19 protein-coding genes are annotated in these 18,966 nt (G+C 70.4%); 9 read left to right on the forward strand and 10 right to left on the reverse strand.

The annotated features are described in order from the left end of the window. The first annotated feature begins 159 nt into the window (after positions 1-159). Complete coding sequence (locus SPR02S_RS28345) at positions 160-807, forward strand: hypothetical protein (protein ID WP_019060398.1); 648 nt, start codon at positions 160-162, stop codon at positions 805-807. A gap of 5 nt (positions 808-812) precedes the next feature. Next, the gene (locus SPR02S_RS66210; protein ID WP_019060399.1) at positions 813-1,625 is read left to right on the forward strand and encodes a hypothetical protein; all 813 of its coding nucleotides are present in this window, start codon (positions 813-815) and stop codon (positions 1,623-1,625) included. Positions 1,626-1,643: 18 nt separating this feature from the next. On the opposite strand, the gene SPR02S_RS28355 is transcribed toward SPR02S_RS66210, so the two are convergent. Further along, the gene (locus tag SPR02S_RS28355; protein ID WP_019060400.1) at positions 1,644-2,081 is read right to left on the reverse strand and encodes a DnaJ family domain-containing protein; all 438 of its coding nucleotides are present in this window, start codon (positions 2,079-2,081) and stop codon (positions 1,644-1,646) included. A gap of 83 nt (positions 2,082-2,164) precedes the next feature. Here SPR02S_RS28355 and SPR02S_RS28360 point away from each other — a divergent pair, with 83 nt between their 5' ends. Next, positions 2,165-2,557 (forward strand): FHA domain-containing protein, encoded by a 393-nt coding sequence (locus SPR02S_RS28360; protein WP_019060401.1) that lies wholly within the window; start codon positions 2,165-2,167, stop codon positions 2,555-2,557. A 25-nt stretch (positions 2,558-2,582) separates the two neighbouring features. On the opposite strand, the gene SPR02S_RS28365 is transcribed toward SPR02S_RS28360, so the two are convergent. Then, complete coding sequence (locus tag SPR02S_RS28365; protein WP_019060402.1) at positions 2,583-3,290, reverse strand: O-methyltransferase; 708 nt, start codon at positions 3,288-3,290, stop codon at positions 2,583-2,585. A gap of 277 nt (positions 3,291-3,567) precedes the next feature. Here SPR02S_RS28365 and SPR02S_RS56555 point away from each other — a divergent pair, with 277 nt between their 5' ends. Beyond that, positions 3,568-5,616 (forward strand): bifunctional glycosyltransferase 87/phosphatase PAP2 family protein, encoded by a 2,049-nt coding sequence (locus SPR02S_RS56555; protein WP_052347064.1) that lies wholly within the window; start codon positions 3,568-3,570, stop codon positions 5,614-5,616. A gap of 72 nt (positions 5,617-5,688) precedes the next feature. On the opposite strand, the gene SPR02S_RS28375 is transcribed toward SPR02S_RS56555, so the two are convergent. Beyond that, entirely contained in the window at positions 5,689-6,576 is an 888-nt protein-coding gene (locus tag SPR02S_RS28375) for an SDR family oxidoreductase (RefSeq protein ID WP_019060404.1), read from the reverse strand. Between the two features lie 155 nt (positions 6,577-6,731). On the opposite strand from SPR02S_RS28375, the gene SPR02S_RS28380 reads away from it, so the two are divergent. Next, positions 6,732-7,631 (forward strand): LysR family transcriptional regulator, encoded by a 900-nt coding sequence (locus SPR02S_RS28380; protein WP_019060405.1) that lies wholly within the window; start codon positions 6,732-6,734, stop codon positions 7,629-7,631. Here SPR02S_RS28380 and SPR02S_RS28385 read toward each other — a convergent pair. Continuing rightward, entirely contained in the window at positions 7,615-8,784 is a 1,170-nt protein-coding gene (locus tag SPR02S_RS28385) for a steroid 3-ketoacyl-CoA thiolase (protein ID WP_019060406.1), read from the reverse strand. The genes SPR02S_RS28380 and SPR02S_RS28385 overlap by 17 nt on opposite strands. Before the next feature lie 231 nt (positions 8,785-9,015). Between SPR02S_RS28385 and SPR02S_RS28390 the strand changes: the two genes are divergently transcribed. Next, positions 9,016-10,251, forward strand: coding sequence for a cytochrome P450 (locus SPR02S_RS28390; RefSeq protein WP_019060407.1), 1,236 nt, complete (start codon positions 9,016-9,018; stop codon positions 10,249-10,251). 60 nt (positions 10,252-10,311) lie between these two features. Here the strand turns inward: SPR02S_RS28390 and SPR02S_RS28395 are convergent, their stop codons facing one another. From SPR02S_RS28395 to SPR02S_RS28410, 4 genes are all read right to left on the reverse strand, one after another. Continuing rightward, a complete protein-coding gene (locus SPR02S_RS28395; protein WP_019060408.1) occupies positions 10,312-10,896 on the reverse strand; it encodes a TerD family protein in 585 nt (194 codons plus the stop codon). A 67-nt stretch (positions 10,897-10,963) separates the two neighbouring features. Beyond that, positions 10,964-11,668 (reverse strand): YoaK family protein, encoded by a 705-nt coding sequence (locus SPR02S_RS28400; RefSeq protein ID WP_019060409.1) that lies wholly within the window; start codon positions 11,666-11,668, stop codon positions 10,964-10,966. 69 nt (positions 11,669-11,737) lie between these two features. Then, positions 11,738-12,154 (reverse strand): aggregation-promoting factor C-terminal-like domain-containing protein, encoded by a 417-nt coding sequence (locus SPR02S_RS28405; protein WP_019060410.1) that lies wholly within the window; start codon positions 12,152-12,154, stop codon positions 11,738-11,740. A 339-nt stretch (positions 12,155-12,493) separates the two neighbouring features. Further along, positions 12,494-13,360, reverse strand: a complete 867-nt coding sequence (locus SPR02S_RS28410) for a helix-turn-helix domain-containing protein (protein WP_019060411.1) — start codon at positions 13,358-13,360, stop codon at positions 12,494-12,496. 241 nt (positions 13,361-13,601) lie between these two features. Between SPR02S_RS28410 and SPR02S_RS28415 the strand changes: the two genes are divergently transcribed. Continuing rightward, positions 13,602-14,327 carry an alpha/beta hydrolase gene (locus tag SPR02S_RS28415; protein WP_019060412.1) on the forward strand — a complete coding sequence of 242 codons (726 nt, stop codon included), beginning with the start codon at positions 13,602-13,604 and terminating at the stop codon, positions 14,325-14,327. 16 nt (positions 14,328-14,343) lie between these two features. On the opposite strand, the gene SPR02S_RS28420 is transcribed toward SPR02S_RS28415, so the two are convergent. Next, the gene (locus SPR02S_RS28420; RefSeq protein ID WP_245607631.1) at positions 14,344-15,468 is read right to left on the reverse strand and encodes a PP2C family protein-serine/threonine phosphatase; all 1,125 of its coding nucleotides are present in this window, start codon (positions 15,466-15,468) and stop codon (positions 14,344-14,346) included. A 211-nt stretch (positions 15,469-15,679) separates the two neighbouring features. On the opposite strand from SPR02S_RS28420, the gene SPR02S_RS28425 reads away from it, so the two are divergent. Continuing rightward, the gene (locus SPR02S_RS28425; protein ID WP_019060414.1) at positions 15,680-17,842 is read left to right on the forward strand and encodes an ATP-binding protein; all 2,163 of its coding nucleotides are present in this window, start codon (positions 15,680-15,682) and stop codon (positions 17,840-17,842) included. Here the strand turns inward: SPR02S_RS28425 and SPR02S_RS28430 are convergent. Further along, positions 17,812-18,285 carry a nuclear transport factor 2 family protein gene (locus SPR02S_RS28430; RefSeq protein ID WP_019060415.1) on the reverse strand — a complete coding sequence of 158 codons (474 nt, stop codon included), beginning with the start codon at positions 18,283-18,285 and terminating at the stop codon, positions 17,812-17,814. The genes SPR02S_RS28425 and SPR02S_RS28430 overlap by 31 nt on opposite strands. Before the next feature lie 117 nt (positions 18,286-18,402). On the opposite strand from SPR02S_RS28430, the gene SPR02S_RS28435 reads away from it, so the two are divergent. Then, positions 18,403-18,966 (forward strand): DinB family protein, encoded by a 564-nt coding sequence (locus SPR02S_RS28435; protein ID WP_019060416.1) that lies wholly within the window; start codon positions 18,403-18,405, stop codon positions 18,964-18,966.

Genomic DNA, 18,966 nt, shown 5'->3' on the forward strand with positions numbered 1-18,966 from the left:
TCTTTACCCCTGCGTCGAACGGGGCGGGGCGCAATCGACACACCGGCAACACGAATTCCGCCGAGGTGTGGCCGTCGTTTGAAGAGGGCCTTTACGGCAACCCGGTAGAGGAACCGACCGACTACGAGAGCCGGTTGGCCAAGAACCCGGAAGGCACTCATGTCCACAGGCGTGATCATCGTTTTGATCGTGATCGTGATCGTGGTCGGCGTGGTCGCTGCCGCGGCCGCCCTGGCGCTGCGTGCCCGAGGCGCGACCGGCGGCTCGGGCCTGAAGCGCCGCTTCGGGCCGGAGTACGACCGGACCGTGGCCCGGCACGACGGCGACGCGAAGGCCGCCGAGCGCGAGCTCGGCGAGCGCGTCCAGGAGCACGGTTCGCTGCACGAGCAGCCGCTGGAGCCCGCGGCCCGTGAGCAGTTCCAGGCCCGTTGGGCCGCCGCCCAGGAGCTCTTCGTCGACTCGCCCCGCCAGGCCGTGGCCGACGTCGACCAGCTGCTCGGCGAGGTCGCCGGCGCCCGGGGCTTCCCCGACGTCGCCGAGTACGACAAGCAGTTCGACGCGCTGTCCGTGCACCACGCGGCCCACGTCCACGGCTACCGGCGTGTGCACCGCGTCGTCACCGCGCGCACGAACGGCACGCCGGAGAGCCAGGCCGGCACCGAGGAGATGCGTGAGGCGATGCTCGAAGCCCGCGCCCTCTTCGACGACCTGGTGAGCGACGACAGCGGTGGCAGTCGCAATGGCAACGGGCGCGGTGGCCGCCACTCGATCGGCTCATTCAACAAGCAGGCACTGAAGGGGAGTTGAGCTTAATGTCCGACGCGATACGGCCGACCGGCGACAACACGGACGCGAGCACGAACACGAACGCGGAGCGCGCCGACCGCAAGGAAACCGACAGGACAGCGGAGAGGGCAGCGGACAAGACCGCCGAGCAGCGGGATGCCGAGAAGGCGTCGCGCGAGTCCGGGTCCGGGTCCGGCAACAAGCCGTTCGGCAGCAGGACCGGCGACGGCAGGTCCACCGACGGCACGGCCACCGACGACAAGTCGGCACCGCGTGGGTCCGAGAAGCCCACACCGCTCGGGTCGTCCGACCGGACGCCTACGGCATCGACCCCGACGACGTCATCGACGTCATCGACGACCTCCTCGCGCGAAGCCGACCGGGCGATCCCGAGCCCGCGCGCCGGCGACACGACCGGCACCGAGCGCAGTGAGCGCACCGACCGCTCCGACCGCACCGAGCAGCAGTCGTCCCGCCCCGTGCACGCCCCCGAGCCCGCCCCCGGCATCGGCTCCGGTGCCGCCTCCGGCAACGGGCGGCGCGTCCCGCAGGAGGCCGAGAACGGCAGCCTGCTGCCGCACGACGAGAGCGACAAGTTCAGCCTGCGGTTGCAGCACGCGGTCACCGGGTTCGTCGACGAGCCCCGGTCCGCAGTCGAGGAGGCCGACCACGTACTGGAAGAGGTCGCCGCCCGCTTCACGGAGGCCGTCACCAAGCGCCGCGCCACCCTGCACGGTTCCTGGGAGTCCAAGGGCTCGGACGGCTCGGAGAACACCGAGCAACTCCGCCTGGCCCTGCGGGACTACCGCGAACTGACGGAGCGGCTTCTCCACATCTGATCGCTCCACATGTGATCGCTACACATCTGACCCGTCGGATCCAGCTGTTCCGTCAACCGCCCGGCGCTCCCGCCACTCCCGCGCGACCTCTTCGACGTCGTACGGCTTCATCCCCAGCGGGGGGCCGGGCGGTGGCTTGAACATCATCTCGCGGATCTTCACGTTGACTTCGGTGACGATCTTCCGCGCGATCCGCTCCGAAGGGGCCGAGTACGCCGCAGCAAGGGCGTCCTCGGCCTCTTTGCGCAGGGCCAGGGTCGGTGGCAGCACGGAGATGCCCTCCCGGGCCATCTTCTGCTTGATCCACCACAGTTCGTCGTACGTCGTGTCGGCGCCGGACGGCAACGGCTTCCCCGCGCCCGGGAGTTGGGCGAACTCGCCGGCCTGCTCGGCGTCCCGGATCTGCTTGTCGACCCAGGACTCGAAGGACACACCCGGTGGCTTTCGCTCGGTCATGACTTCAATTGTGCCGGACGCGGTGGCGCCGGGCGATTTATCATGCGCCCGCTGCTGTAAGGACACTTCACAGGGGAGCGCACGTGCTCGAACTCACCATGGCCTCGGTCTCCGGGACGGACGAGGGCGCCACCGCCGGCATGTTGATGGCCGACGCGCCCAGTGACCCGGGCGCGGTGCTGCGGGTGGGCCGCGACGAGACGGTGTGCCGTCTGGTGACACCGGACGACTGGCTGTTCATCTCGCGGGTCCATCTGGAGTTCCTGTGCGGACCCGAGGGCGTCTGGCAGGTGAGCTGGCTGCGCGGCTCCCAGCCCGACCCGTCCTCCGAAGTACGCCTGATCGTCGGCGAGTACGCCCAGACCGTCGGCTACGGAGGCAGCGTGCCGTTGCCCCGGGGTGGCAGCGGCGAGATCGTCATCAAGGACCGCACCGGGCCGCGCAGCGTCAACGTCGGCTTCTATCACGAGAGTTGAGGAGCCCCCAGCGGGAAACCCCGGGTCAGGAGCTCTGGTCGAGCACCCGCGCCAGCGCGAAACCGTCGTAGCCCTTCTTGCCCACCGTCTGGATCGCCGTACCCGAAAGGCGCGCGTGCGAGCCGATCAACTCGATCGCCGTGCGCGTGCCCCGGACGTCCGGCGACGTGTTGTCCGGGTCGGCCACCCGGCCGCCGCGCACCACGTTGTCGATGATGATCAGGCTGCCGGGGCGGGTGAGCTTGAGGGCCCACTCCACGTAGTGCGGGTTGTTGACCTTGTCGGCGTCGATGAAGACCAGGTCGAAGGGGGTCGGTTTCTCGGCGGTCTCGGCGGTCTCGGCGGCCTCGTCGGCGAGCTCGGCCAGTGACTCCAGGGCCGGGCCCACCCGTACCTCGACGATCTTGTCGAGGCCCGCGCGGGCGATGTTGCGGGTGGCGACCTCGGCGTGCTTCGGGCTGTACTCCAGGGTGACCAGCCGGCCGTCGGCGGGCAGCGCGCGGGCCAGCCAGATCGTGCTGTAACCGCCGAGGGTGCCGATCTCCAGGATGCGGGTGGCGCCCTGGATCTGGGCCAGGAGGTGGAGCAGCTTGCCCGCGGCGGCGGACACCGCGATCTCCGGGAGCCCGGCGGCCTCGCTGTCGCGCAGGGTCGCCGCCAACACCTCGTCCTCCGGGGCGAGTTGGCTGATGAAATAGTCGTCGACGTCGTCCCACAGTTGCGACTCGCTCATGTGCCGGTGCCTTTCGTGAATCCGGTTCGTGAATCCGGTGAGAAGTGTTACGAACCCGTTCGTGTGCAATCACTCACTGTACGGATACGCCGTTATTTGCTGTGCCCAGGCAACCCGAGGCCGACTATCGTCATCCGGACAAAAGGAGGGCGGACGTCAGGTGAAGGGGGGGTTGCCTGCGTCTCTCCCGCAGGGGGTGCGAACCTCATAGGGTTCCCAGAGGGAACAACCACGCGCGTCATCGCGTGGGACGAGCGGGGCGGGAGGCCTACGAGGCGTGGCGAACGTGGAGCACAGCGGGCGACCGGCGGGAGCCGCGGGAGCATTCGGGTCGAGTGCCGCCCAGACGGCCAGGGCACGGCTGCGCGTGGCGCGCCTGGGCCTGTGGCTGGTCGCCGCGGTCCTCGCCGTACGGCAGGTGGCCGTGGTCCTCAGCACTCCGCAGGGGGACCGGCTGACCGACCTGGAGACCTGGGTGGGGCCGAACGGCGTGCTGCATGTGAAGGGCTCGCTGTACGACTCGACGCAGTTCACCGGCACCCCCTTCGGCGGGCTCGTCCTCAAACCGCTCACCCGCGCGGCCGAACAGGCCCTCGGTTGGGGCTGGACCTTCGGCACGCTGCTGCTGGTCGTCGCGCTCGGCCTGGTCGTCGCGCGTGCCCTGCCACAGCCCGTCACCCGCCGTAGCTCGCTGCTCGCCGCGCCCGTCGCGATCAGCCTGCTCATGCTGTCGCTGCCGGTGCGCAACACGCTCTGGCTCGGCCAGACCAGCATCATCCCGGTCCTGCTCGTGCTGCTCGGCTGCTTCACCGTGCGCGGTGAGCGGGCCGGCGGGGTGCTGATCGGCCTCGCCGCCGCACTTCAGCCGACCGTGCTGCTCTTCGCGCCGCTGCTGTGGTTCACCGGCCGGCGCCGGGCCGCCGTCACCTCCGCGCTCACGTTCGCCGCGAGCGTGGTGATCGCGTGGGCCGCGATGCCGCACGACTCGTACACCTACTGGGTGCACCACATCGCCGGCGCCGGCCTCGGCGGCGCGGCGGACGGCCTCGGCAACCAGTCGCTGCACGGCGCGCTGCTGCGGCTCGGTCTCACCGGGCCGCTGGAGATCGGCGTGTTCCTGGTGCTGGGCGCGGCCGTCGCGTACCTGGGCCTGCGCCGGACCGTGCGGTACGCGCGTGACGGGCAGCTACTGCTCGCGGTCGCGGTCACCGGCTGCGCGGCGATCGCCGTGTCGCCGACGACCTGGCAGCACCAGCTGCTGTGGGTGCTGCTCGCGGTGGTCGGCCGGGTCGGCAAGCGGACCTCGGACCGGTACGTGTGGCCGGTCGCGGTGGTCCTCGTCGTCACGCTGCCCGCGAAGATGATGCTGCCGAACATGGCGGCCGTCTATCCGCTCCGTGACAACGTCGTTCTGCTCATGGCGCTGGCCGCCGCGACCGTCGTGCCGTTCCTGTCCCGCACGTCGGAGTACTACCGGCGGCCGATCCCCACGGAGTACGCCGAGCCGGTCCCCACGCGCTGGAAGCACGTCCCGCTGCTCCCGTTCCTGCGCCGCGTCCTGACCCGCCCGAACCTCCTCCTCGAACTCCTCCTGATCCGCGTCACCTACGCCGCCTACCAGCAGGTCCGCCTCGCGGCGACCGGCGGCACCAACGCGGGCGGCCGGGCCACGGCGGAACACCACGGCCGCGAGATCCTCTCGATCGAGCGCTTCCTGCACATCGACATCGAGCACGCGGTCAACCACTGGGTCGTGAAGGTCGACTTCCTGAAGGACTTCTTCAACTTCTACTACGAGTCCTTCCACTTCGTGGTCCCGCTGACCGTCATGGCGGTCCTCTACTGGCGCCGCCCGGTCGACTACCGCTGGGCCCGCTCCGCCCTGGGCTTCGCCACCCTGCTCGCCCTGGTCGGCTTCTGGCTCTACCCGCTGGCCCCGCCCCGCCTGCTCCCCGGCCTCGGCATCATCGACACGGTCCACGGCGTCCAGGACTTCTCCAAGCCGGACTACGGCACCCTCACCGCCCTCACCAACCAGTACGCGGCGATGCCCTCGCTGCACTTCGGCTGGTCCCTGTGGTGCGGTGTCGTCATCTTCGCCCTCGCCCCCAAGTGGTGGATGAAGGCCCTGGGCCTGCTGCACCCCTTCTTCACCGTCTCCGCGATCGTCGCGACCGGCAACCACTGGGTCCTGGACGCGGCCGGCGGCGCGGCGGTCGTCGCCGCGGGCTTCGGCCTGGCGTATGTCTTCCAGGGGCCGCGGGCCCGGTCGCGGCCCCAACCGGTGCGGACCAGCGAGGAGTTGGAACCGGCGGCCGCCAGATAGCGGCCCGCCTGCCGGTAGCGGAAGGTCTCACCCTCGGCCCCGCCACCTTCGCCACCTTCGTCAACTGGTCCGCTACGACGGCTGGTTGAAGTAGTAGTCGTGGTCGAGGTCGGCGAGCAGGCCGATCCGGGTCGGGGTCCAGCCGAACCGCTCCCGGGTGAGGACGCTCGTGCCCACCAGGTCGGACGAGTAGAAGTGGCCCAGCCAGCCGAAGTGGGTCCCGGCCTCCTCGACCGGCACGCTCTTCACCGGTAGGTCCAGCCGCCTGCCGATGACCTCGGCGATCTCCCGTACGGGGACGCCCTCGTCGTCGACCGCGTGCAGGACCGTGCCCGCCGGGGCGCTCTCCAGGGCCAGCCGGAACAGCAGCGCGGCGTCGTCGCGGTGGACGGCGGCCCAGCCGTTCGTGCCCTCGCCGGGGTAGGCGGAGACGCCCTTGGCACGGGCGATGTCGATGACACCGGGGACGAAGGCGTGATCGCCCTCGCCGTGCACCTGCGGCAGCCGGATGACCGAGGAACGGACGCCCCGCGCCGCCGCCGTCAGGGCCGTGACCTCGGCCGGGAGGCGGACCAGGTCGGGGCGGGCGGCGGGGTCGGGTACGTCGTCCTCGGTCCGGCCGTGGCTCATCACGGAGCTGATGACGAGAGGGCGGTCCGAGCCGGCGAGGGTCTCGGTGAGGGTCCGCACCGCGCTCAGGTCGATCGCCACGCAGGCGGCGTAGTTCGAGAAGTCGTGGATGAAACCGGTGTGGATCACACCGTCGGACGCCGACGCGCCCGCGCGGAGGGCGTCGAGGTCCTCCAGCGAACCCCGGTGCACCTCCGCCCCGGTCGCCGCGAGCCGTTCGGCCGAGGCGTCGGAACGCGCCAGGCCCAGCACTTGGTGGCCGTTGTCGAGCAGTTCGCGGACAACCGCGCTGCCCACGAATCCGGTCGCTCCGGTGACGAAAACACGCATGACGAAATCACCCAGATCAAAGTCGGGTCGGAAGAATCGGTGTGCTTCCAGCCTGCGCCCGCCGCACCAGGCCCGTCCAAGACCGACTCCGGAAGACGTGATTCATTTCCGGTATCAGTGCAGCTCGCGCGGTTGTAGCGTCGTACAGTCGAGGGATGAGTGACCTGGACCTGCGCCTCGTCCGCTACTTCACCGTCGTCGCCGAGGAACTGCACTTCGGCCGGGCGGCGGCCGTCCTGCATCTCGCGCAGCCGTCCCTCAGTCGTCATGTCCGGCGCTTGGAGGGCGAGTTGGGCGTCCGGCTCTTCGACCGGACCGCGCAGGGCACCCAACTCACCGAGGCCGGGGAGGCGTTCCTGCCCCGGGCCCGGGCGTTGTTGCGGTCGGCGGAGGAAGCGGCGGCCTTGGTACGGGCGGTCGGGCAGCCCAGCCGGGTCGTCGTCGGGTTCATGACCGGGCTCATCATCACCCCGGCGGTGCGTGCCCTGCGCGCCGGGCACCCGGAGGCCGATGTGCACAGCCGCTTCCTCGGCTGGGGCGAGCTGCCGTCCGCCCTGCTGGAGCACCGGGTGGACGTGGTGGTGGGCCGACTCCCGTTCGCCACCGAGGGGTTGAGCGTGAGCGTCCTCTACGAGGAGTCCCGCGTGCTGCTGATGCCGGTCGGCCACCGGCTGGCCGGCAAGGAGTACGTCACCCTCGACGACATCGCCGACGAGCCCGTACCCCGGTTCCCCGACGAGGAGTTCAACGCGGTCTGGCGCGTCGACCCCCGCCCGGGCGGCCGGCCCGCGCCGGCCGGTCCGTTCGTCAGGGAGTTCGAGGACAAGCTCGAAGTCATCGCGGCGGGCGAGGCGGTGGCACTCGTTCCGGCGGGCGCCGTCAAGAAGGGGCTGCGGCTCGATCTGACCACGGTCCCGATCGAGGGCGCGCCCCCCGTCCCGGTTGTGCTGGCCACCCGCGCAGGCGAGGAGAACCGCCGACTGCTCGCGGCCTTCCGCGCCTGCGCCGAGGATCATCTGACCCCCGCCAACTGGGCGGCTACAGACGCTGGATGATCGTGCCGGTCGCCAGCGCCCCGCCCGCGCACATCGTGATCAGCGCGAACTCCTTGTCGGAGCGCTCCAGTTCATGGAGAGCCGTGGTGATCAGCCGGGCGCCCGTCGCCCCCACCGGATGACCGAGGGCGATCGCGCCGCCGTTCACGTTGACCTTCTCCAGGTCCTGGCCGAAGACCTGCGCCCAGCTCAACACCACGGACGCGAACGCCTCGTTGATCTCGACGAGGTCGATGTCCTTGAGCGTCATGCCCGCCTTGCCGAGCACGGCCCGCGTCGCGTCGATCGGCCCGTCGAGGTGGTAGTGCGGGTCGGCCCCGACCAGCGCCTGGGCCACGATCCTCGCCCGCGGCCTGAGCTTCAGCGCCCGCGCCATCCGCTTCGATGCCCACATGATCGCCGAGGCGCCGTCGCTGATCTGCGAGGAGTTGCCCGCCGTGTGCACGGCGGTCGGCATCACGGGCTTCAGCCGCGCCAGCGCCTCCATCGACGTGTCGCGCAGGCCCTCGTCGCGGTCGACGAGCCGCCACATGCCGTGCCCGGCGCGCTGTTCGTCCTCCGTCGTCGGCACCTGGACGGCGAACGTCTCCTTCTTGAAGCGTTCCTCGGACCAGGCGATCGCCGCCCGCTCCTGCGAGATCAGGCCGAGCGAGTCGACGTTCTCGCGGGTCAACTTCCGGTTGCGGGCGATGCGTTCGGCGGCCTCGAACTGGTTGGGCAGATCCACGTTCCACTCGTCCGGGAACGGCTTCCCGGGTCCGTGCTTCGACCCCGATCCCAGCGGCACCCGTGACATCGCCTCGACGCCACAGCTGATCCCGACGTCGATGACGCCCGCCGCGATCATGTTGGCGGTCATGTGCGAGGCCTGCTGCGAGGAGCCGCACTGACAGTCGACCGTCGTCGCGGCCGTCTCGTACGGCAGACCCATGGCCAGCCAGGCCGTGCGCGCGGGGTTCATGGACTGTTCGCCGGCGTGGGTCACCGTGCCGCCGACGACCTGCTCGACGCAGTCGGCGTGAATGCCGGTGCGGCCGAGGAGTTCACGGTAGGTCTCGCCCAGGAGATAGGCGGGATGGAGGTTGGCGAGCGCGCCGCCGCGCTTGCCGATGGGGGTGCGTACGGCTTCCACGATGACGGGTTCCGCGACCATGGGACACGTCCTCTCCTCGTACACCGCGCGGCGCGGGCGTCCCGGCCACCTGCCGCGCAGAACTAGTACGCGTTCTAGTTCTGTGTGCAGTCTGCTGACAGGTCGTCCACAACCGCAAGGGTCGTGCAGGGAATTCGGCTTGCCGTGCCTCTTGCGACTTGTAGAACCCGTTATTACCTTCACGGGCATTCCCCTGTTCTGATGGACCGTCAGAAAACGGCTGGAGTGCCCATGCCCTGTCCAGCTCTGCCCGACGGGTTCGACTTCACCGACCCGGACCTGCTCCACCACCGCGTCCCGCTACCGGAGTTCGCCGAACTGCGCGCGGCCGAGCCGGTGCGCTGGATACCGCAGCCCCTCAACATCGCGGGGTTCCAGGACGAGGGCTACTGGGCCGTGACCCGGCACGCCGACGTCCGGTACGTCTCCACCCACCCGGAGATCTTCTCCTCGACCCTCAACACGGCGATCATCCGCTTCGGCGAGCACATGACGCGCGAGGCGCTCGACGTCCAGCAGTTGATCCTGCTCAACATGGACCCGCCCGAGCACACCCGCGTCCGCCAGATCGTCCAACGAGGCTTCACACCGAGGGCGATCCGCGCCCTGGAGGAACGCCTGCGCGACCGCGCCCACGCGATCGTCGAGACCGCCCGCGCCCACTCCGGCCCCTTCGACTTCGTCACCGAGGTCGCCTGCGAACTGCCCCTCCAGGCCATCGCCGAACTCATCGGCATCCCGCAGGAGGACCGCGTCAAGATCTTCGAGTGGTCCAACAAGATGATCGCGTACGACGATCCCGAGTACGCCATCACGGAGGAGATCGGCGCCGAGTCCGCCGCCGAACTCATCGCCTATGCCATGGGAATGGCCGCCGAACGCAAGCAGTGCCCGGCCCACGACATCGTCAGCACGCTGGTCGCCGCCGAGGACGAGGGCAACCTGAACTCCGACGAGTTCGGCTTCTTCGTGCTGATGCTCTCGGTGGCCGGCAACGAGACGACCCGCAACGCCATCACCCACGGCATGCACGCGTTCCTCACCCACCCCGAGCAGTGGGAGCTGTACAAGCGGGAGCGCCCGTCGACCGCCGCCGAGGAGATCGTCCGCTGGGCCACGCCGGTCAACGCCTTCCAGCGCACGGCGACCCAGGACACCGAGCTGGGCGGCAAGTCGATCAAAAAGGGCGACCGCGTCGGGATCTTCTACGCCTCCGCCAACCACGACCCCGAAGTCTTCGAGAACCCGGACCAGTTCGACGTCATGCGCGACCCGAACCCGCACCTGGGCTTCGGCGGCGGAGGCCCGCACTACTGCCTCGGCAAGTCCCTCGCGGTCCTCGAAATCGACCTGATCTTCAACGCGATAGCGGACGCGATGCCCGACCTGACCCTGACGGGCGACCCGCGCCGGCTGCGCTCGGCATGGATCAACGGGGTCAAAGAGCTTCAGGTGACGGCAGGTTGAGAAGCTCGGGCCGGCGGCATCCCGGCGCCGCCGGCCCGTCTCAGCTCATGTCCTCGGGGCTTACTTCCGTACCGCGAACTTCATGAGCTCCTTCTCGTCCCCCTGCTTGATCTTCCCGGTCTCGTTGATGACCAGGAGCTTCCAACTACCGCCCTCCCGGACGGCCTTGGCGACCGCGCAACCGTTGTCGGAGCTGAGCAGGTTCGGCCAGATCTCGGCGACCTGCTGGGTGCTGCCGCCGCTCGCGTCGTAGACCTTGAAGGCGATGTTCCGTGCCTTCTGGAAGGAACTGCCCTTCTTGTAAGCGGCGGCGACGAAGACTATGGACGTGATGGCGGCCGGAATCTTGGCGAGGTCGACGGTCACCGTCTCGTCGTCGCCCTCGCCCTTGCCGGTCTGGTTGTCCCCGCTGTGCAGCAGCGCGCCGTTGCCCAGCGGGTCCAGGGAGTCGAGCCCCGCGAGCCGTACGGGTTCCGAGCCCTGCATCGCGATGGCGATGAGATCGAGGTCCGTACCGGCCTTCTGGCGCAGCTTCCCGATGATGCCGCCGCTGCTGCCGACGGTGGGGTCCCAGGACGCCCCGATCTCCAGATGGGTCACTCCGTCCAGATCCGCCGGACCGTCTTCCTTCGTGAGCGTGATCATGTGTGATCGATCCTCTTGATCGTGGGACTAAGACGCACGAATTCTGCCTTCTTGGCCAGGCTTTGGGCTACTCCCGTCCGGATGCCGTCACCGCGAACGCCCCGGCGGTCAGGGCCGCGATCAGGAGTGGATAGCGCATACCGTCGTGCAGAGTGAGCCAGGCGCCCAGGCACGCGCCGACCACCATCGTGACGGCCGCCAGAACCCGGCGCACCGAACCGGGGCCCGAACCGCCGCCCGCGACCGAGTCGGCGACCAGGCCGGTCAGGGTCATCGTCAGGACCGTGGTGGTCGAGAAGTTGGAGACCTTGAGTTTGCGGACCGTCGCGTTGCGCATGCCCATCGCGAAGGCGGTGAGGGCGATCAAGGGATACGTCGTGGCGCCGTCGCCCGGTGCCGCGAAGGCGATCACCGCCGCCACGCCGACCAGTAGCGCCTCCGCGCCGAGACTCACCCGGGCCCAGGTCCGGCGCGAGCCGGTGTCCATCCGTACCGCGATCCGGCCCCCGGCCGCCGCGCCGACCAGGAAGGCGCCGAGGGAGGCGAGGGTGTGCGGCACCGAGAACCCGGGCGCCCCGGCGGCGGCGAAGCCCAGCACGACCACATTGCCGGTCATGTTCGCGACGAAGACATGTCCGAGGCCCAGATAGCTGACGGCGTCGATGAGCCCGCTGACCACGGTCAGCCCCAGCAGCACGGCCACCAGCCGCACTCCGCGCGCTTCACGGTCGTAGGACTGGGGCGGTGTGTTCTGGTCCGTGTTCTGGTCCATGAACGCAATGTAGCGGCGGCCCCCGGTGTGCCGGGGACCGCCGCTGCGTGCGTGTGTGTGGGCCGGTGATCAGTACCAGCCGTTGGACTGCCAGAAGCTCCAGGCGGCCGTCGGGCTGCCGTAGCGGGAGTTCATGTAGTCCAGGCCCCACTTGATCTGGGTGGCGGCGTTGGTCTTCCAGTCGGAGCCGGCCGAGGACATCTTCGAGCCCGGGAGGGCCTGGACCAGGCCGTAGGCGCCGGAGGAGGAGTTCGTGGCGGTGACGTTCCAGCCGCTCTCGTGCTCGACGATCTTGCTGAACGCGTTGTACTGCGCGGCGCTCGGGATCATCTTGTGCGCGATCGACTGAGCGGAGGAGGCGGAGGTCGTCGCGGCCTGGGCGGGAGCCGAGGTCAGCACGAGACCGGTGGTGGCGGCGGCCAGAGCGGCGGCGGTCAGGGCCTTCTTCGGGGAGGCGATGCGAGCGACGATGCGGGAGACGGACACGGAGAACCTGTTTCTTCGGGGACAGAGGCGTCGTGTGCCTGCCGGTGTCACGCGGTGCGCGGCGGTGGCAATGCGTCGGCGCCGAGGCCCGTGAGGACTCGTCGGCGCCGTGCGACTGCTCCAGAGAAGCACTCTCGATCCGTGTCCGCAAAGACCCCTTTTACTAGTTGTGGTCGCATGTGGGTGAAAGATGAACTGTGTGACCTGGCTCTCAAACCCCAGGTCAGAGGGTGTTTGGGGCGCGTACATGTCATGGCTAAACACTACTAATCCAAGTAGTTTGTGACATGGGTCATGTGGGCCGCTTCACCACCTCTGTGACGGCCGGTGCGCGCCGCCTCACACAGTGGTTGGATTTCTGGGCACCTCGCGTACCGATCGGGGCTGGATCGCGGAGGCCAGGAGGGCGAGTTTGTCGGCCGCGTCGGTGTCGGGGTCCGGGTGGTAGATGACGAGGGTCTGGCCCGGGGTGCCGTCGATGCTCAGGCGTTCGCGGTTCAGCTGGAGGCCGCCGACCTGGGGGTGGGCGAGGTGTTTGGGGGCGGCCTCGCAGGCCTGGACGTCGTGGCGGGCCCAGAGACGGCTGAACAGGGGGCTGGCCAGGGAGAGTTCACCGACCAGCTCGATGAAACGGGGGTCGTCGGTGTCGGTGCCGACGGACTCGCGGAAACCGGCGACCATGCCTCCGGCGGCGCCCTCCCAGTACGGGTACAGCGCCTGCTCGGCCGGGTCGAGGAACAGGGACCGCAGGCGATTGGCTCCCGGCGTGAAGCGGGGGGAGAGGGCGGTCGCCAGGGCGTTCGCGGCCAGGACGTCGAAGTAGCGGCCCTCGACCAGTGCGGGGAGGGGGAGTGTCGCCACGAGTTTGGTGATGCCCGGGGGGACGGTTTCCTTGCGGGGGCGGGGTCTGGCGCGGTGTCGGCGGGGTTTGGCGGCGCCGAGGCGCAGGAGGTGGGCTGTCGCGTCTTCGTCGAGTCGTAGCACGCGGGCTATGGACTCCAGGACCTGTATGGAGGGGTTGCGGTCGCGGCCCTGTTCCAGGCGCAGGTAGTAGTCGGCGCTGATGCCGGCGAGCATCGCGACCTCCTCGCGGCGCAGACCCGGCACGCGCCGTACCCCGAAGGCGGGGATGCCCGCCTGTTCGGGGGTGACGAGTTCGCGGCGGGCGCGCACGTACTCGCCCAGCGGGTTCGGTTCCTCGGCCATCTCCGCACTGTAAGGCGGCAGGCGGGGCGCGTGCCTGGTCCTGTCACCCCCAGGGTCGGCGGGGCCCTGGTTGGGGTGTTCGGCGGGCGGGAGCGTCGTCGGTGGCCGGTCGATGGCCGCTCAGTGGCCACCCCGATGGCCGCTGAATGGCCGGTCGATGGCCGGTCGAGTGCGTGCTGATCAGCACGCCGGCCACCACGGCTCGGGAACCCCGGCCACCACCTCACCAAGGAGCACAGTCATGTCCACCTATCTACTGGTACACGGCGCCTGGCACAGCGGGCAGGCCTGGGAGCGGGTTGTCCCGCTGCTGACGGAGGCCGGGCACCGGGTGCTCGCGCCCTCGCTCACCGGCCACGGCGACAAGGCGGGGCTGCTCGGTCCCGAGGTCGGTCTCGACACCCACGTCGACGACGTCGTCGGGCTGATCACCGAGGAGGACCTCACGGACGTGGTCCTCGTGGGGCACAGTTACGCCGGGCTGGTCGTCTCGGGCGCGGCCAACAGGCTCCCGGACCGGATCGCCCAACTCGTCCACCTGGACGCGATGGTCCCGGTGGACGGCGAGCGCGCGACCGACATCCTGCCCGTGACCCAGGTCCTGATCGACCTCGCGGCGCGGTCCGACACCCCCTGGCGGATTCCGCCGCTGCCCGAACTCCCGCCGCCCGGTGGCCTGTTCGGGGTCACCGACCCGGCGGACGTGGCCTGGCTGCGCACGATGGTCTCCGACCAGTCGGCGCTCTGCCTCCAGCAACCCGTACGACTGGACAACCCCGCCGCGAACGCGATCCCCCGCACCCACATCCACTGCGTGGGCAGCGAACCGGAGGGCTTCGAGCGCCGGCCCGTCCCCGCGATACAGCCCAACGGCACCCCGGCGCAGGTGTGGGAGTTGGAGACCGGCCACGACTGCATGATCACCAAGCCCGCCGAACTCACCGAACTGCTCCTCAAGTTGGGCTGAACCGGACGGACCGGCCTCACACCCGCACCGGCGCCGTCACCCCCGTCGGCTGGCACAGGACGAGTGCCAGGTCGTCGGTGGGCGGCCCGCCGGTGTGGGCGAGGAGGCGGTCGTAGAGGGCGTGCAGCGCCGCGTCCGGCGTCGGTTCGCCGAGGGCCGTGGCGGACTCGGTGAGCAGGGCGAACGGGGTGCCGTCGGGGGCACGGGACTCGGTGAGGCCGTCCGTGTAGAGGAGGAGGCGGTCACCGGGCTGGAGCCGGACCCGGTACTGGTGCGGCTCCGGGTGCAGGCCCAACGGCAGGGCGGGGACCCGGGGTTCGAGAAGTTCCAGGCGCCGGCCGGAGCGCAGGGGCGCCGGGTGACCGCAGTTGACCAGCCGTACCTCACCCGGCCCGAACTCCGCGAGCACCGCCGTGACGAAGTCCTCGGGCGCGAGGCGGGGCGCGAGGCGGACGTCCAGTTTCCTCGCGAGGGCCGTCAAGTCCGGTGTCGTGTACGCGAGTTCACGGAACGCGGTGACCGTGTCGGACGCAGTCCGCAGCGCGTCGAGCCCGTGCCCGCGTGCGTCGCCGACCAGGACACGCAGTCCGTACGGCGTCACCGCGAGGTCGTACAGATCGCCGCCGACCGACGACTCACGGCCCGCGCAGTGATAGCGGGTGCTGACATGCGTGCCGGAGAGGGTGCGGGACACCGGCCGCAGGATCGCCTCCTGGGTGATCCGGGCCACCTCCCGTGCCTCCGCGAGCCGTTCCCGCAGCCGGCCGCGCTGCCACGCCGCGTACACGCTGCACGCGCAGCCCAGCAGCAGCCCGCCCCAGCGGACGGCGAACCCGGCGCTCAGCTGCGTCCCCGCGCCGAGACCCGCCGCCAGCGCGAGCAGGACCGTCCAGCAGCTGACCAGGAACGTACGGCGGGCGCCCAGGAACGTCGCTGCCATCAGCGGCCCGATCGCCAGCAGCGGCAGGATCGGCTGCACCCGCCCGATCAGCAGCCCCGGCGTGGCCGCGAGCAGACAACCGACCGGCGCGACGAGCAGCCCGAGCGGCCCCGCGAGAAAACCGGCCGAGCCCGTGCGGGAATCCGCCGCTGCGGTACGGGAACCCGTCCGTGCCGTGCGGAATCCGCGTCCCCCATCCATCGTGTTCACGCCACGACGATCGCCGAATTTCCGTCTCCCCACCCATGCCAACGGGGAGTTGATCAGCTCTCGATCACGGCGCGTCGAAATCGGCCCACAAATGATCAGAAGGTACGGCGATTTCGTGGCCACTGTGACTGTTCCGGGCAGCCGTGGACCGCGTTACGTGACCCGCGCATGGAGTCGGTGGCGTACGGACACACTGGGCCTCGTGCCGGACACGACTCACCCGAACCCCGGGAACCTCGGGAATCTGCCGCCCGAGACGCACAGTTTCGTCGGGCGGCGCACCGAACTCGCGCGGCTCCGGGCCGCGTTGGACCCGGGCGTCGGTCCCGCGGCCCGGCTGGTGAGCGTCGTCGGTGTCGGCGGGGTCGGCAAGACCCGGCTCGCCCTGCGCGCGGCGGCGGAGGTCCGGGAGTCCTACCCCGACGGTGTCTGGCTGGCCGAACTCTCCCCGCTGCACACCGCCGGACTCGTGGACCTCGCCGTGATGGAGACCCTCCGGCTCGCCGACCAGTCGACCCGCCCGGTGACCGACGTCATCATCGAATGGGCGCACGGCAGACGGCTGTTGATCGTCCTCGACTCCTGCGAACATCTCCTCGCGGACTGCGCGAAGGTCGCCGCCGCGCTGCTGTCCCGCGTGCCCGGCCTGCGCATCCTCGTCACCAGCCGGGAACGCCTCGCGCTGCCCGGCGAGGAGGTCCTCCACCTCGAACCGCTCCCCGTGGACGGCCACGCCGGGGACGGTTCCGATGCCGGTGACCTCGGGGCCGCCGGTGACGCCGTGGCCCTGTTCGCCGAGCGCGCCGCGGCCGCCGGACGTCCACTGAGCGACGACGACCTGGCCGGCCGCGCGCTCGCCGCCGCCGTCTGCCGTCGCCTCGACGGCATCCCCCTCGCCCTCGAACTCGCCGCGGCCCGCCTCGCCGACCTCACCCTCGACCAACTCCACGCGAGGCTCGGCGAACGCCTGCCCTCACTCCCCGATCTCCCCTCCCCGCTGGACCTGTTGACCTCCGCCCCCGGTGAACGCCCGCACCGCCACCAGACCTTGCGCACCGCCATCGGCTGGAGCCACGAACTCTGCGCCCCGCTCGAACGCCTGCTGTGGGCGCGGCTGTCCGTCTTCACCGGCGGGTTCTGCGCGGAGACCGTCCAACAGGTGTGCGCGGGCGGCCCGTTGGCCCCGGAGCGGATCGCCGGGCTGCTCTCGCGGCTCGTCGCCCAATCCATCGTGCTGCCCGAACCCGTCATCTCGGCCCGCTACCGGATGCTCGACACCGTGCGCGAGTACGGAACCGACTGGCTGCACGCGCTCGGTGAGGAACGCGCCGTACGACGCCGTCACCGCGAGCACTACGCGCGCCTCGCCCACCAGGGCTGCGCCGAGTGGAACACCGGCCGGCAGGTCGCCTGGTGCGAGCGGGTGCTGAGCGAACACGCCAACTTCCGCGCGGCGGTCGAGAGCGCGCTCGCCGAACCGGACCGTGCGGCGGCCGTGGAGATGGCGGGCCATGTCGGGTTCCTGTGGCGGCACTGCGGCTACCTCCGCGAGGCTCAGGCCTGCCTCGACGAGGCCCTCGCCGCCGACCCGCCGCCCGGCCACGGCCGCACCCTCGCCCTGTGGTCGCGCGGCGCGGTCGCCATCCTCCAGGGCGACCAGGAGGCGGCCGCCAACTGGGCGGTCCGCTGCGCCGACGCGGCCCGCGAACAGGGCTCACCGGTCGCCGTGGTCGCCGCCGGGTACGTGCGGGGCGGCCAACTGGCCCTCACCGGCCGCCTCGCCGAGGCCATCGACGTCCTCGCCGCCGCGACCCAACTCCCCATACAGGACGACGCGTTCGGAGCCGCCCAGCTCCAGGTCCGGCTCGCGCTCTCCCTCGCGCACGTGCTGCGCGGCGAGTACGAGCGAGGTCGCGAGGTCGCGGGCGAGGTGCGGACGGCCGGCCGGAAACAGGGCGAGTACTGGTGCGGGGCCTTCGCCGACTACCTCATCGCCCAGGCCGACTTGGCCCACGGCGACATTCCGGCCGCGGTGAACGGCGCCCGCACCTCCATCGCGGGCCACGCCCTGCTGCACAACACCGTCGGCGCCGCCATGTCCCTCGACCTGCTGGCCGCCGCGATCGTCACCACCGGCGACGCCCACCGCGCCGCCCGCCTCCTGGGCATCGGCACCCGCCTCTGGGAGCTCACCGGCCGCGCCCAGATGGACTCTCCGGACCTCATCGCCACCCGCCGCACCTGCGAACTCCGCGTCCGCGAACACCTCGGCGACGACGCCTACGAGACGGGATACCGGGCGGGCCTGGCGATGTCGTACGACGAGGGAATCGCCTACGCGACGAGCCGGCCGGGCGGTCGGTGACGCGGGGTGGGACCGCCGAACGGCAGGAACAGGGTGCGGGTACCGATCAGCCAACTCCCGTCCATCTGACGGAAGTTGTCCTCGTAGTGGCCGACCTGGACCGGGGGACCGGCGCTGACCATGCCGCCGCCGTGGTGGCCGTCGACGCGGTACGTCGTGAAGTACGCCGTCGAGATCGCCGTGTCGGGGGAGGTGAGGGTGACGAGGACGTTCGACATCAGGCGTCGCGAGAGCCGCCCGGCGGGCCGGGAACCGAAGTACTTCCGCAACGCCTCCCGCCCCGCCACGAGCCGATCGCCGTCCGGCCACTCCCAGCTGCCGTCCTCGGTGAACAGCTCGGCGACGGAGGAGGGTTCACCGAGATCGAGCCGGCGGACGAAGTCCAGGACGACGCGTTCACAGGCGCGTTCGGCGAGGAGTCGTTGCAAAGGGTCCAGGTCCATGCGGTCGTTGGTACCAGCCGCACCCCTCGCCCCACGACCGAATTACCCCCACGACCGAACCGACCGCACCGCCATGTACGCCACCGGCTCGTTCCCCGTTCTCTGTAGTGTGCCGAAATGACAAGAAGTGAGCGGCTCGCGTTCCAGCTGGACTGGTACTGGCAGAAAAACCTGCGGCCGCGGCTGCACGGTCTTGCCGATGAGGAGTACTTCTGGGAGCCGGTGCGTGACTGCTGGAGCATCCGCCCACGGGGCACGTCGACCGCACCGATGTCGGAGGGTTCGGGGGAATGGACGATGGACCACGCGTCCCCCGGCCCGGAGCCGGCGCCGGTGACCACGATCGCCTGGCGGCTGGCGCACATCATCGTCGACTGCCTGGGCTACCGGGTCGGATGGTACTTCGGCGGCCAGGGCGTCGAATCCGAGACATTCGCCTACGCGGGGACCGCCGACGAGGCGCTGAAACAGCTCGACGAGATGTACGGGAGATGGGACGCGGGGGTCCGCGGGCTCTCGGACGCCGACCTGGAGAATCCGCCCGCGGTGGGTCCCGAGCGGTATCCCATGGAGAACAGGATCCTGCACGTCAACAGGGAGCTGATCCATCACGGCGCCGAGATCTCCCTGCTGCGCGACCTCTACCGTTGGCAGGACGGAGCCGTACCGCGCCGCGTATGA

It is taken from the genome of Streptomyces prunicolor NBRC 13075, assembly GCF_000367365.1.
Classification (GTDB): domain Bacteria; phylum Actinomycetota; class Actinomycetes; order Streptomycetales; family Streptomycetaceae; genus Streptomyces; species Streptomyces prunicolor.